The organism is Imperialibacter sp., from assembly GCF_040222815.1.
Classification (GTDB): Bacteria; Bacteroidota; Bacteroidia; order Cytophagales; family Cyclobacteriaceae; genus Imperialibacter.
In genome coordinates this window covers 216,898-230,146 of the sequence record NZ_JAVKCH010000036.1, presented here as the reverse complement: position 1 = coordinate 230,146, position 13,249 = coordinate 216,898, and the positions used below count along the sequence as shown (strand labels likewise).

The 13,249-nt window shown below is 46.9% G+C and carries 12 protein-coding genes; 9 read left to right on the top strand and 3 right to left on the bottom strand.

All coding sequences use genetic code 11. The features are described from left to right. Positions 1-6: 6 nt before the first annotated feature. Positions 7-720 carry a LytR/AlgR family response regulator transcription factor gene (locus tag RIF36_RS18210; protein WP_350125268.1) on the bottom strand — a complete coding sequence of 238 codons (714 nt, stop codon included), beginning with the start codon at positions 718-720 and terminating at the stop codon, positions 7-9. After that, positions 698-1,915, bottom strand: coding sequence for a sensor histidine kinase (locus tag RIF36_RS18205; RefSeq protein ID WP_350125303.1), 1,218 nt, complete (start codon positions 1,913-1,915; stop codon positions 698-700). Before RIF36_RS18205 ends, RIF36_RS18210 begins: the two co-directional genes overlap by 23 nt. 93 nt (positions 1,916-2,008) lie before the next feature. Between RIF36_RS18205 and RIF36_RS18200 the strand changes: the two genes are divergently transcribed. The 7 genes from RIF36_RS18200 to RIF36_RS18170 all read left to right on the top strand — a co-directional run bounded on the left by RIF36_RS18200 (position 2,009) and on the right by RIF36_RS18170 (position 9,421). Continuing rightward, positions 2,009-2,377 carry a MotA/TolQ/ExbB proton channel family protein gene (locus tag RIF36_RS18200; protein ID WP_350075851.1) on the top strand — a complete coding sequence of 123 codons (369 nt, stop codon included), beginning with the start codon at positions 2,009-2,011 and terminating at the stop codon, positions 2,375-2,377. Between the two features lie 382 nt (positions 2,378-2,759). Continuing rightward, the gene (locus RIF36_RS18195; protein WP_350125271.1) at positions 2,760-3,983 is read left to right on the top strand and encodes an ATP-grasp domain-containing protein; all 1,224 of its coding nucleotides are present in this window, start codon (positions 2,760-2,762) and stop codon (positions 3,981-3,983) included. Positions 3,984-4,002: 19 nt separating this feature from the next. Next, positions 4,003-5,991 (top strand): hypothetical protein, encoded by a 1,989-nt coding sequence (locus tag RIF36_RS18190; protein WP_350125274.1) that lies wholly within the window; start codon positions 4,003-4,005, stop codon positions 5,989-5,991. Beyond that, positions 5,985-7,142: an alanine racemase gene (gene alr, locus RIF36_RS18185; protein WP_350125277.1), complete on the top strand. Its 1,158-nt coding sequence runs from the start codon at positions 5,985-5,987 to the stop codon at positions 7,140-7,142. The genes RIF36_RS18190 and alr overlap by 7 nt, the downstream gene beginning before the upstream one ends. A 100-nt stretch (positions 7,143-7,242) precedes the next feature. Next, positions 7,243-8,124: a mechanosensitive ion channel domain-containing protein gene (locus RIF36_RS18180; RefSeq protein WP_350125280.1), complete on the top strand. Its 882-nt coding sequence runs from the start codon at positions 7,243-7,245 to the stop codon at positions 8,122-8,124. A gap of 114 nt (positions 8,125-8,238) precedes the next feature. Then, positions 8,239-8,586 carry a hypothetical protein gene (locus RIF36_RS18175; protein WP_350125283.1) on the top strand — a complete coding sequence of 116 codons (348 nt, stop codon included), beginning with the start codon at positions 8,239-8,241 and terminating at the stop codon, positions 8,584-8,586. 208 nt (positions 8,587-8,794) lie between these two features. Next, on the top strand, positions 8,795-9,421 hold the full coding sequence (locus tag RIF36_RS18170) for a carbonic anhydrase family protein (RefSeq protein ID WP_350125286.1): 627 nt from the start codon (positions 8,795-8,797) through the stop codon (positions 9,419-9,421). 66 nt (positions 9,422-9,487) lie between these two features. On the opposite strand, the gene RIF36_RS18165 is transcribed toward RIF36_RS18170, so the two are convergent. Further along, entirely contained in the window at positions 9,488-10,318 is an 831-nt protein-coding gene (locus tag RIF36_RS18165; protein ID WP_350125289.1) for a polysaccharide deacetylase family protein, read from the bottom strand. Positions 10,319-10,551: 233 nt separating this feature from the next. Here RIF36_RS18165 and RIF36_RS18160 point away from each other — a divergent pair, with 233 nt between their 5' ends. Both RIF36_RS18160 and RIF36_RS18155 read left to right on the top strand, forming a co-directional pair. After that, positions 10,552-12,543: a tetratricopeptide repeat-containing sensor histidine kinase gene (locus RIF36_RS18160; RefSeq protein ID WP_350125292.1), complete on the top strand. Its 1,992-nt coding sequence runs from the start codon at positions 10,552-10,554 to the stop codon at positions 12,541-12,543. Beyond that, positions 12,543-13,193 carry a response regulator transcription factor gene (locus RIF36_RS18155; protein WP_350125294.1) on the top strand — a complete coding sequence of 217 codons (651 nt, stop codon included), beginning with the start codon at positions 12,543-12,545 and terminating at the stop codon, positions 13,191-13,193. The genes RIF36_RS18160 and RIF36_RS18155 overlap by 1 nt, the downstream gene beginning before the upstream one ends. Positions 13,194-13,249 lie beyond the last annotated feature (56 nt).

Below are 13,249 nucleotides of genomic sequence, written 5' to 3'. Positions count from 1 at the left end.
GAGCGGCTAAAGGCTTTGGAACCTTAACAGCACTTCTTCCTTGTAGCTCCGGCTGATGGGCACCTCTTTGCCTGCAACGTTGACGTGCTCGTTGGTAAATGACTTTATCTGTGCACTGTTGATCACAAATGACCGATGTGTTCTGACAAAAACGGCAGGTAGGCTATGCTCGATATGGCTAATCCTCTCTTTTGTAATGATCGTCTCGTCAGCGGTGAAAATCTTGATATAGTCGCTGTAGCTTTCTATGTAAAGAATGTCCTCCAGCACTATTTTTACGGTTTTTCTATCTGATTTTACGAATATTGACGCTGGTGTTTGCGTGGTCGCTGCCTGCACTTTTGCATTGCCCTCCGACAATTGATAAAATTTATCTACCGCCTTCATGAACCGCTCCAGAGAAACTGGCTTGAGCAGGTAATCCACCACATCCAGGTCAAAACCCTCAATGGCATATTCCCGGTAGGCCGTGACCAAAATCACCTTTGGTCGGTGCTGAAGTGCCTTCAGGAAGTCGAGACCTGTGAGCTTAGGCATTTGAATATCGAGAAAAATAAGGTCGATGGAATGGCTGCGCAAAAGCTGAAATGCCTCCGTGGCCGAGCGGCACTCAGCCACTATTTCGAAGCCACCAATTTGCAGCAGATAGCCCCTGATCACCCGAATGGCAATCGGCTCATCATCAACAATCATGCATTTACGAGTCGCTTCCGACATCATCTTTTGTCTTTAAGTCAAGTTCCAGGTTTACAATAAAGTGCTGCTCATTGTTCTCAATTGTGAGCTCGTGGCTGCCCGGATAAAGCAACTCCAAACGTTTCCTCACATTTGACAGCCCCACCCCGCCAAGCTGCCCCGCTTCCTTCTCGTTTTTTGAGAATGAATTGGCCACTGTGAGGTAAAGTCGCTCACCTTTTGTATGGATTGAAATGGATAGAAAAAGCTGCTGGTCGTCCTGCATAAAGCCATGCTTGAAGGCGTTCTCCACAAATGGAAAAAGGAGAAAAGGTGCGATACTACAGTCATTCCCGTTGGCCTGAATATCCAACTCAAGCCGAAGTCTTTCTTCAAACCTAAGTTCTTCCAGTGCTATGTAATCCTTCATTAACTTAATCTCGTCGGCCAGTGGCACCAATGGCTTATTGCTTCTGTACAGAAGAAAGTCGAGCAGTTCGGAAAGGCGCAGGATGCTAACAGGGAGAACATCCGACTTCTCCAATGCCAAACCGTAGAGGTTATTGAGGGTGTTAAATAAAAAGTGAGGGTGTATTTGACCCTTGAGCAACTGCAGTTCTGCTTCCTTCAGCTTCAGCGCTGCTTCGAGGCTGGCACTTTTCAATTCGGCCCTTTCTCGCTCAGCTTTCATCCAAAGTCGCAGCAACTTAAGAGCGACACCCAACAGTACGATAGAATAAAGACCTACCGGCTGAAAAATGAAATCCCCGGCTACCGGCCCTAGTTTCTCATAGTTGTACTCAGCGATGGAGATATAGGTGAGCGCAATTACCCACATCTGGAAATACATCGACACAATAAGTGTGTACAAAAAATACAACATGAACTTGCCGTAGCTTCTCGTAAGGAGGTACTTAGGTACAAGGTTGTAATTAATGAAGTAAGTGGTGCCCATCGCCACCGGCAACATGAGGCACGCAAAACGCAGAGAGAAGCCATAATCGCTACTTATCCTGGCAAAATAAACCATCAGGAAAGCAAGAGAGAGCCACCAGAAGACCACGTGGGCCAGCACTCTACCACCTTTTGAATAGACCAACTTGTTGAGATAATCGCTTATCATTGCTGCAAAATGCCGATAAATTCTAAATCTTACCGTGAAAGTCGACGAAATGCCATTTTCGGCAGGTATTTTACCAAAAATGTAGAATCCCCCCGAAAAGTGGTTGTCCACCGACATCGTCGGCAACTCCGTCTACTTTGCCCATTTTGCCTGGCTAAAAACCGTAAGATTGCCCTGGATGTTTTTTTAAACCCTTAAATCTTTACAACTATGTTTGAATTATTTTGGATGGGCGGAATAGAATTCATGTCAGTTCTTACGCTAATGTTTCTTGCTGCATTGATCTTCAGCGGGCTTTCTGCCTCAGATATCTTCTCCAAAGGGTTGAAAGGTGACGAAGTCAAAAGGAGGCTGGACTATGTAAAGTTCTTTGGACTACTGGCCCTTGTCACTGGAGTGCTTGGTCAACTCATTGGAATGTTCATGGCCTTCCAGGCAATCGAGCAAATTGGAGAGGTATCGCAAGCCATGCTGGCAGGTGGGCTGAAGGTGTCAAGCATCACCAGCATCTACGGCATGCTTATTTTTGTTGTCACAAGGCTTATCTGGTTTGGCCTACACTACAAAGCCAACAAATAGCAGCAGGTTGCATTTGCCCCTTCAATGCATGCGGGCTCCACTCAACTCCACTATTATGTAGGGCAGTTCCGCACGGCAGCATAAAAGTTTGTTTAATAGTTGATTGGCGAAAGAGACTTCCTGTGTGGAGTCTTTTTCTGCTTGTGCATCCGAATTACGCTTTAAATGTAACTATTGTAACACATCATTGACTTATTTCAATGAATTCAAATTTTTTTGAACGATAGTGGCCTGTATCCTCTTGTTCTTATAGATGCAGCAATCTAAGAGAGGACATGTATGCCTTTATCAGACAGTCGATCAGCTTCCGCTCCCACTTGCAAGCCGCCTCTGTCCTTTCCGCATCCATTTTGAATTTTTCACCTTTTAAACCAACACGATTATGGCAAAATGTTTCGCACTGATGGGCTGGAGTCTGCCTGTAATAGAAAGTATGCAAAAATTAGGAAAACCCTATGTAGTGGTGTCATTTCCGGATTTCGAACCATATGCAGCCGAACATAACATACCATTTGTTCCCTACCAGCTAGATGAGTGGAGTGACACTTCCAATTCGCTTGACCTTGTTGAAAAGCTAAAACCATATAACGCTGACGTGGCTGTTCCGCTTTACGAGGAAACAGTAGAATGGGCCGGAGCACTGAATTCAATTTACAGAAATGACCCCAGGGTACTTAACCGGGCTTTTCTTTTTCGAAACAAGGCCATCATGAAGCGCAAAGCCCTTATTGGAGGACTGAGGGTTGGTCTGTTTGAAGAGGTGTATAGCAAAGACGGTGTGAAGGCCTTTATGAAGCGACTGAACGAAGCCAATCTGCAACTGGAAGGCGAATCGGATAGCTGGGTACATATCAAGCCCTTTGCCTCGGCCGGTACTGTTGGCCATCGCCTGTTGAAGTCAATGGCTCAAATAGACGAAGAATGCGAAGATGGCGATTTCCCATGTCTTGCTGAGAGTCACTTGCCAGGCAGGGAGTTTTCCTGTGAAGCATTTATCCATAAAGGCAAAATCAGGTTCCTCAATATCACCGAGTATGTGAAACTCGGGTATTCTAATTTTATTCCTGAAGGCAACTTTTTGGAAACCAAGCGTGAGTTGATCCACAAACAGGTGCAGAAAATGGTCGATATTTTCGGTATTGAGTTTGGTATGGTACATCCCGAATGGTTCCTTACCGAAAACGATGAGCTGAATTTTGGAGAAACTGCCTGTAGAATTCCCGGCGGACACATTCTTGAGCTTTGCTCCAAGTCGTACGAGTTCGACGCTCTGGCAGCTTTTGTGGTCTCGCACGATCCGAATGCAACCGACGAAGAGCTGGATGCAATATTCCCTCCAAAGGGCTTCAAACCGAAGTATTACCATGGCAACGTGATGATCTATCCTCACAAGCGTCAGTTTTCGAAACTTGAAATACCCGAAGAGCTCAACAACGACCCTTACTTCATTGAGCACAGCCTGGTTCCGCCCTACGAAGGTCAGAAAATCAGTGGCGACCGTGGAGGATTTGGCAATCACTTTGGCACTATCAACTTCAAGGGAGAAGACCCCGACCGTATGACAGAGCTTTTAAAGCATTATCAGAAAGTCGATTTTTATGTATAAGCGAAGGTAAACCACCCTTATGGAAATAGCATCCGACAGGATATTTCAAAATTTTGAAAAGAGTTTAGAAGAGTTTAAAGAGTCAATTGAGTTAACCAAGCAGGAGAAAGCTGCCAAGCTGGCGAGTCAGGTAGATATACTCAGTCAATCCAGGAATGGGCTGGTCTACCTGCTTCAAAAAATCGGTGAGCTCGACCGTGCGGGCATTTTCAACAACACAGTATGGAGCGAGCCCGACAAGCTCATTCCTCTGCTGGTGAAGGGCACCCTGAAAGTCGGCCACCCTACCTCCAGCTTTGAGATTCTCTCTGAGCTGCGGCTGTTAGCTTTTGCAACCGGCATTGAAAAAAGCGATAAGATAGCGCAGAAAGACGCTCAAAGCTTTTTGGAAGAGGTGATGGTGCACAATCTTGAGTTTGCCCATCAGGATGTTTCAGAAGAAACCCGTTTGGCCATGCCTGTGAGAGAGTTGAAAAAGGCGTTCAATCTCTTCGGCTTCATCGTCTCAGAAATCGACCTGCAGGGCGTGTATGAAAAGCTCGCCGAGGAAATCCGACTCATCTGCGCTCAACGGCCCATCATGACCCGCAAAGCCAGAGAGCTCATCCGATTGGTTAACGAGCGTTTCGATACCACAGGAGACTCCGAAACGGATCGGTCGGTTCGGCTGTACATCAACGCTATCTATGCTCCTTCTGAAGGAGCAAGAAACAATGCCAGCCTCAAGGATTACGAGCATTTCCTTTCGGAAAGCAGCGTGGCCACTTTGGAAAGGGAGGCCAGAGCCATGGGCGACCATATGAACGCCACTGGCCTGGTGAGTGGCTACCACTCTCTGCTACTCAAAAAGCTCGTTGCTGACTATGAAGACCTGGTTCCTGTTTGCCTCCACCTCAACGACCGTGGAGTGGCCGAGTGGGAGAAATTTCATGGGTTGATTTCCACCCTGATCAACGAAACAGTCAGCCCCGACAATTGCCAGTGCATTTATGGCTTAGCCCGAATGCTGGGGAAAAGCTTGTTTTCCAGGCGGCCTGTTAGGGTGGGACTCGAAAACCTCCGCAAAGTCAAAATCCACAGCATGGTGGAGAAGCGGATCAGCAAGTCGCTGATCAACAAAGACGCTGATGTAACTGTGCTACAGTACCTGATAGGCGGCACCATTAAAGTGCTGGGGCAGCACCTTGGCGTGGGGCAGGGCAACAACCCCACCTGCCAATCGGCCAGGGGCATTAGCATGTGGAGCCAGCATGCCCCGGCAATGCTCATCGATATGATCATTACTGTGGCGACCCAAAATGACCTCATCATGCGCTTTGAAAACCAGGACCTGACCTCTAACCAGCTGGGGAAAGGGCTGCTTGACAACCTGGACCACAACCTTGATGTGGTGTCGGTAGTGCTTGTGCCTCATTTGGATAAAATCTACAATGAGATGATGAGGCGTTCGTCATTTCGTGGTGAAGATCCGCACAAATGGGTAAACCCGGCCATGTATGGGCAGTGGGTGCACGTGGGCTTTGCTTCGTGTTATGACTACCCGAGCAATTCGATCGTTGACTATGCAGGTTTTGTCAAAATCTTTTACGCTGCTTTCCACCCCGACTTCAACGGTCAGCACCAAATGGTGTACCCCAACCCAGTAGGCATTTTTCTCACTACCAACAAAGGAGTGATGGTGGGGCTTCATGCCATCTCTCTACTCCGTGTAGACAAAAACAAAAAAGGAGAAATGAGGGCCTACTTTCTCAACCCCAACAATGAGGGGCGGCAGGATTGGGGCCAGGGAATTAAACCCACAGTGTTTGGAAATGGTGAGAAGCCCGGGGAATCATCGCTGCCGTTTTATCAGTTCGTTGCCAGGGTGTACGCCTTCCACTACAGCGCCCTGGATGTAAAAAGCTGGTTGAGCCTGGTGCCACAAGAGGAAATCAGGAAAGTAGAGCCCCTGGCCAAGGAAAGCTGGGGAAAATCATATGTCTGGAATCAACAAACTAAACTATGGTAAGGCACTCGTCAAGAATAGAGCTCAGCCAGTCTTCTCTGGTGAAAAACATCAATTTCATCAGAAAGAAAATTGGTCCAGATGTGAGGATTTCCTCGGTGGTGAAAGCCAATGCCTATGGCCATGGTATAGCACAATTTGTGAAAATGGCTGAGAAAGCTGGCGTAGATCATTTTGCTACGGCATCGGCTTTTGAAGCCGAGGAAGTATTGGCAGCCAAGTCGGAAAAAGGAGGTATCATGATCATGGGCATACTGTACGATCAGGATATTGAATGGGCCATTGAAAACGATATTGAATTTTTTGTTTTCAACTACGCCAGGCTACCACTGGTGTTGGAAACAGCCAGGAAAGTTGGTAAGCAAGCACGGGTGCATATTGAAGTGGAAACAGGTGCCAACAGGACCGGTATGAACGCCAAAGAATTTCCTAAAACACTGAGTTTTTTGAAAAAGAATACCCAACATATTGAATTCACTGGCCTCTGCACGCATTTCGGGGGTGCCGAGAGCTTCTCCAACCAGTTCAAAATCACTTCGCAACACAAACGGTACAAGGATTTCCTCAAGGAGTGTAAACAAAAAGGTACAATGCCCGAATACCGCCACATTGCCTGCTCTGCTGCTGCGTTGGCCATGCCCGACACAGTATATGATATGGTGAGGATTGGCGTGGCTCAGTATGGTTTTTGGCCCAGTCCGGATATTTACTACACCCACTTGCAGGAAACAGGCAAGCCGTCCGATGGAGCCCTGAAAAGGATTTTCAATTGGAAAACTGATGTAATGGACGTGAGGGATGTTGACCCCGGCGAGTTTATCGGATATGGCACTTCCTATCAGGCAACACAGAAAATGAAAATAGCAGTAATGCCTTTAGGTTATTCCAACGGCTACCCCAGGGCGCTCTCGAACCGGGGGCACGTACTCATTCACGGAAAAAAAGCTCCAATAGTAGGCCTGATCAACATGAACCTGTTCATGGTGGACGTATCCCATATACCTGGCGTAGAAGTGGGCGACGAGGTGGTGCTCGTAGGTCGGCAGAACAACAACACCATCAATATCAGCTCTTTTACGAACGTGACCCAGCTAATCAACAACGAAATGCTCAGCAGGTTGCCGGCGGCAATTCCCAGGAAGATAGTGAAGTAAATGCTTGTGCGATATTTCGATGTGCCCAACTGGTCGGTTTCTTTCCTTTAAATAACCCAAGTTCTTCTATAGATTTGCACCGCCATCAACACATCACCCCATGGCCAAACGATTTGTGGATTTTAAGAAACTAAGGAATTTTCGACTGCTGCGCCGAATCTTCTTCCTGCTCATTTTTCTAGGCATTGAAGAAGGCCTAAAATGGGCTGATAGTGAACGATACATCACCATTCCAAGCTACCTCGACAAGCTGTTGGACGTGGTGTTGTGGGCCGTGGGTGCACTGATTACCGTAACTATCATATTGAGGTTTACCGAAAACAGGGTCTTTCGGTTCAATGACGATGAGGTAGACATCGAACAACGCATTCTTTTCACAAAAATCTACTCGACCACACTGTACCTTCTCGTAGCAGCGGTGGTGTTCTGGAGAATGGGGCTTGAAATAGGCAACATCACTATCTTTCTGGGCCTTATTACTACGGGTGTGGCCTTTGCGGTGCGGGATGTTATCAACTCCTACTTTACCTGGTTCATCATTCTCACCAAGCACCCTTTTCGAATAGGCGACTATGTAAAAATTGGTGATGAGGCCGGCACTGTTGAACGCATCGGCACTTTCTTTGTGACTTTACAGAATCCCGGAGCCATAGATTTCATTAAAGTACCGAACAATACACTGCTCAGCAAAGCCATTATCAACATGGGGAAAAACAGGGTAATGCATACGGTAAAGTTCCCTATCAAAACCATCCCGGCCGATATCCAGGCCAGAATGGACAAAATTGATGAACTGGCAAAGGCGGTTGTAAAGGACAAATCGACCCCAAAAATGCAGCTACAGGCTGACGGAGCCATCATGACAGTCTACATTGTGCTCCCCCTACCAGTCGGTCAGGTAACCAAGCGCACTGAGTTCATTGTGAAGGCCAATGAGGTGCTGTCAGACATCATTGCTGAGCCAAGAGCACTTCTTTCGTAAGGAGCCTACCAATTAAAATTTGATTAGAACTAAAAGCAACACCATATTGGTAGGGTTGAATTTCAAATTATCATTATTTTTGACCATGTTCACTAATTCTAAGTGGCGGTCGAAATGAGATTTCTGTTTAAAATACTAGCGATTACTTTGCTAAGCCTTTTCATAGCGACTGAGGCCCAATTTGTCTTGTTTGTTTTCGACAACAACAGTGCTCTACTGGAGGACATCGAATTAGCAGAATTGGGAGGAACCGAAAGTGGCGAAGAAGAGAAAGCTGATGACAGTAGCGAAGAAGTAGAAAAGTTTTTCGCTGCACACCAGTTTGACCTTTACCCAGAGCTATTTTTGCGACGTGGTCAGCAGTTTTTCTACAACATGTTCATAAAAGCAAATTTGCATTTCGAGGTAATATCACCTCCTCCTCAATTACTTCTGCTCGCCGCCCCTCTGGCAGTTTTCTAAAAATTTGTAGCGATATCAGATTACCTTTATCCTCTGCAAAACGCATCACTTAAAGTGCCTCCATAGCTGGCAATTTAAGTAACATGCTTCAAAGGTATCAGGTTTCCGGGGTCGCCGACCAGGTGACCAATTTGACTGATTTTGATTTGCTTCAGGTGCTACACTGAGGCACCACATATATTTAATTAACACTAACAGGTAAAACACTGTGAAAGCACATACAAAAGAAACCCAAAGCACAATGACGCCAGCAAAAGCGCTGGCCTTTCTCAAAGAAGGAAATCAACGATTTCAAAATAACCTCAAAGCCAACCGCAACCTGCTGGAGCAGGTGAACGACACCAGTGAGGGACAGTGGCCTTTTGCTGTTATTCTTAGCTGTATCGACTCCCGGGTATCAGCCGAGTTGGTCTTCGACCAGGGGCTGGGCGACATCTTCAGCGTGCGGATAGCAGGCAACTTTGTCAACGAAGACATATTGGGCAGCATGGAGTTTGCCTGCAAAATAGCAGGATCAAAGCTCGTTGTGGTACTGGGCCATAGCAAATGCGGAGCCATCAAAGGCGTATGCGATAATGTGACCATGGGCAACCTGACTGCGCTCATGAGCAAACTCAAGCCTGCTGCAGACGCTGTTAAAGAACCTGCGGAGAACAGAAATTCAGGCAATTCCGAATTCGTGGAAAATGTGGCTGCGATGAATGTGAGAATGACAATGAAGAATGTAAAGGATAGAAGCCCCATTTTGAAAGAGATGTTCGACAAGGGTGAAATCGGCATCGTTGGTGGTATGTACGACGTAGAAACCGGAATTGTCCGGTTTTTTGAAGATTAATTACACGATGTAATTAAAAAGGGAGCCCTAATCAGCCCGGCCAGCACCTGGGCTGGTTAGGTTTTTTTATCGCTTAGCGGCCACATAGTTGGCCACTGTGCCCACCGGCGCCAGCCAAATACCGTTAGCGGGGTTAGCAGCATATTTCATCAGCTCTTCCAGCATGACCAGGCGGGTGGTTTGGTCACCGCCCTCGCCCATTTCATGTCCCGCCAGCACAAGCCACTGTCCCGATCTTTTGGCCTGTTCGATCAATGAAAGGATTTTATCGAAGTCTTTGCCGTCGCTCTCCACGCCAGTGAGCTGTGCAAAGTCAACGTAGGAAGGGTCATTAGCCGCTTCGTCCATCCAGCCCCGGCTGTTATCAAACATTTTTGCCACTATGGGCACATAGCTTTGGGTGCCCTCGCCCCTGCCAACGAAAGTCTGGCCACAGGGGTAAGCGAACACCTTGCAGTCGACGCCAAGCATCTCTTTGATTTGCTTGTTCGCCTCTATGAGCTCCGCCCCCATTTTCTCCAGCGTATACTCTTCCAGGGCTTTGGAACGAGACCACACAAAATTGCCGGAGCAAGGATGATTCAGAGAATGGTTGCCTATTTCATGACCCGAGGCCACCGCCTTTTTCCAACCTTCCAATTGGCCTTTTACCGCTGAGGGCACCACGTAAAAAGTGGCCTTCACTCCGTATGCATCCAACAGCGCTGTGCCCCCATTCACCTGACTGGCACGGGCGTCGTCGAAGGTCAGGCTAACGGCGCATTGCTTGCCATCGGGCCAGGGAAAGGGTTGAGGATTTGCTTGCGCAAAAATGTTGCAGTTTACCAGTAATAAAAAAGCGAAAACAAACACCCCCTGCTTTACGCTCGTGCTTCCGTATGTGACAAGTATTTTCATACTACTCTTGATTATCCGATTGAAACCCTTTTTCGGGACTAAAACTTCAACTAAGCAATGATGGTGTTCCGTCTTTTTTGAAACTACCTCACGAGCTGAATTTACGATTAAAAAAGTCTTGTCCATAGCCGGGGCTCGATAGCCACCGGCTAGAGGAATGATTTAATGGAGACAGTGTATTGATCGATTGTTTATTTTGGATATTTTAGAGCATTAATAGACCATCAACTCACATGTATACCAACTTTATCAGTCGATATAACCGGGGTGCCTGTGTGTTGCTGCTTTTTGTGTTTCACAGCAGTTTTTCGCAAAGCCCGAAAGCGAACCAGGACATACCCCTTTACCCGCTTGAAAAAATATTCAGCATGCTCCGGTCCCAGCCCGACTCGGCAATTATGCTTTTACCCCCCTATTTTGCCGCCAGCAACGACAGCATCAAAGGAAAGGCCTATAACTACATGGGCAATGCCTACTATTTCAAATCGAATTATGACACCGCCATTCAATACTTTACCAGGTCATCAGAGATATTCAGCAGGCTACAGGACGACGAGAACCTTTCAAAAAACTACAACAACATGGGAGTTGCTCACTATTTCCTGAGCCAGTATGAAAAAGCCTTTGAGTTTCATAAAAAAGCACTGGAAATCCGGGAGAGGCATCAAGACCCTGGCATTACGTCAACCTATAACAACCTGGGGCTGGTGCTTACTGACCTTGGGTCAACTGAGGAAGCACTCTACTACTACAAAAAATCGCTAGATGCGAAAATACAATACAGGCAGTTCACCAGCCTGTCCACAACTCTTACTAATATCAGTAATATTTACAGAGACAGAAACGAGCTTGATTCTGCTTTGATGTATGAATTAAAAAACCTGCAGCACCTTGATAGTTTGCCGGACAACAGAAACCTTGCCACCTGCTACAACAATCTGTCAATAAGCTACCTGCGACTGCTTGACCTCAAAAAGGCTGAATTCTATGCCCTAAGGGCGCTTCGGCTGGAAAAAGAACTGCAGAGAGGTTTTGAGTTGATCAATGTGTGCAAAAATTTAGCAGAGATCTACCTTCAACAGAAAAAAGCGGCCCTTGCTTACCAGTACCTCGACTCCGTTTTTTTGCTTGTGCCCAATCATGGCGATTACAGGGCGGTTACAGGCGTATATCTTTCGCAGGCTATTGCCGATTCTGTGAAAGGAAACATGGGTGCCGCATACGTCCATATGAGGAAGTATATGGATTCCAAAGTGCATTTCGACGAGTTAGAAAGAAAGAATCTGGTGCTGGATCTTGAGAAAAAATACCAGGGAGAGATCAAGGAGCAAAAAATTCTGGAACTGGAGCAAGCCCACACCATCAAAGATCTTGAAGCAGAGCGCTCGAAACTGTTCAGGTTGTTCCTCATTGCCATAGTTATCCTGCTCATGCTGGCTGCCGCAATCCTCTACAGCCGCTACCGGCTAAAACAAAAGACAGCCGGGATGCTGGACGCTAAAAATAAGGAGTTGCAAAGCCTGAATCAGGTCAAAGACCGTCTGTTTGCTATTGTTTCCCACGACTTGAAAAGCCCGCTGTCGTCGTTTCACACCGTCACCAGCACCCTGAATCAATACTATGAGCAGATTAGCCCCGATGACATAAAAAGGTATCTTACAAAGCTGGAAACCGCTGCCAAATCGTTGGAGGATCAAATGAAAAACCTGCTCGAATGGTCGTTGCACCAAATTTCCGAAAGAAGCTTAAAAACGGAAGTATTTGAGCTGCGGGACATGGCTGAAAAATTGAGGAGTTTCTTTCAGCTCAACCTGGAGGTGAAGCGACAAAACATTTACATTGAAATTGAAGCGCCGATCCACCTGGAGACTGACAAAGAGTACCTGCAAACCGTTTTGCGTAACCTTATTTCTAACGCTATCAAGTTCACACCGGCAGAGGGGATCATCTGGCTGCGGGCCAATGTTATTGACAATAATGTGATCATAGAAGTGGAAGACTCAGGAATCGGGATAGCAAGTGACGACTTCCACAAACTTTTCACTCTGGAATCGGACAAAAAGTCGATTGGCAACTCAACAGAAAAGGGAACAGGGCTGGGGCTTGTTTTAGTGAAAGAAATGATAGAAAAGCTGGGAGGCGTACTTTCGCTAACCAGTGAATTGGGAAAGGGCACAACGTTCACAATCCGCATGACTGGCAAACAACTTAAGAAAGCTGCCTGATGACGTCAGGAAAGATTCGACTACTGATGATCGACGACCACGAGCTGTTCAGGGACGGTTTGTCGCTCTTTCTGAAAATGCAGTCCGACGTGGAAGTGCTGGCGGCAGCCTCCTCGCCCAGGGAGCTGCATCAGCTGCTGAGCCAGCACGAGGCGGACATCTTACTGATGGACATCGGCCTGCCCCAGCAGTCGGGTATTGACCTCAGCAGGCAGTTGTTGAAGGAATACCCAAAACTTAAGATCATCTTTCTCTCAGGAAATGAGGGACAGGCCTATATTGAACAGAGCCTGAAAGCTGGCGGAAAAGGCTTTGTGCCCAAAAGCGCCCCGAAAACGGAGGTGCTCGATGCAGTTAGAAAGGTGGATCAGGGGCAGTTCTACTTTCCGGAGGGGCTCGCACAGGGCATTTTCCAGCAATATATCTCACAGCTGCACCTCCAAACTGATGCAAGCACTGTAACAGAGAGAGAACTGGAAGTGCTCCGCTGCTTTGCCAATGGCATGAGTTTCAAGGAAATTGAAGACCATCTACACATCAGCAAGAAGACCATTGAGCACCATAAAAAAGCTATTTTCGACAAGCTAGGCTTTTCTTCCAACGCCGATCTGGTGAAGTATGCTATCAAAAACAATATCATAGAATTATAAGTAGGGGTTTTTCTCCTGGGTTTTGAGGGATTTGCCTCATATCAATTGGACAGACA

What these genes read in the sequence shown, in the direction of transcription:
- RIF36_RS18175 (WP_350125283.1), top strand. Translation starts at nt 8,239, where the DNA reads ATGAGATTTCTGTTTAAAATACTAGCGATTACTTTGCTAAGCCTTTTC.
- RIF36_RS18190 (WP_350125274.1), top strand. Translation starts at nt 4,003, where the DNA reads ATGGAAATAGCATCCGACAGGATATTTCAAAATTTTGAAAAGAGTTTA.
- RIF36_RS18180 (WP_350125280.1), top strand. Translation starts at nt 7,243, where the DNA reads ATGGCCAAACGATTTGTGGATTTTAAGAAACTAAGGAATTTTCGACTG.
- RIF36_RS18200 (WP_350075851.1), top strand. Translation starts at nt 2,009, where the DNA reads ATGTTTGAATTATTTTGGATGGGCGGAATAGAATTCATGTCAGTTCTT.
- alr (WP_350125277.1), top strand. Translation starts at nt 5,985, where the DNA reads ATGGTAAGGCACTCGTCAAGAATAGAGCTCAGCCAGTCTTCTCTGGTG.
- RIF36_RS18195 (WP_350125271.1), top strand. Translation starts at nt 2,760, where the DNA reads ATGGCAAAATGTTTCGCACTGATGGGCTGGAGTCTGCCTGTAATAGAA.
- RIF36_RS18165 (WP_350125289.1), bottom strand. Translation starts at nt 10,318, where the DNA reads ATGAAAATACTTGTCACATACGGAAGCACGAGCGTAAAGCAGGGGGTG.
- RIF36_RS18205 (WP_350125303.1), bottom strand. Translation starts at nt 1,915, where the DNA reads ATGTCGGTGGACAACCACTTTTCGGGGGGATTCTACATTTTTGGTAAA.
- RIF36_RS18155 (WP_350125294.1), top strand. Translation starts at nt 12,543, where the DNA reads ATGACGTCAGGAAAGATTCGACTACTGATGATCGACGACCACGAGCTG.
- RIF36_RS18210 (WP_350125268.1), bottom strand. Translation starts at nt 720, where the DNA reads ATGATGTCGGAAGCGACTCGTAAATGCATGATTGTTGATGATGAGCCG.
- RIF36_RS18160 (WP_350125292.1), top strand. Translation starts at nt 10,552, where the DNA reads ATGTATACCAACTTTATCAGTCGATATAACCGGGGTGCCTGTGTGTTG.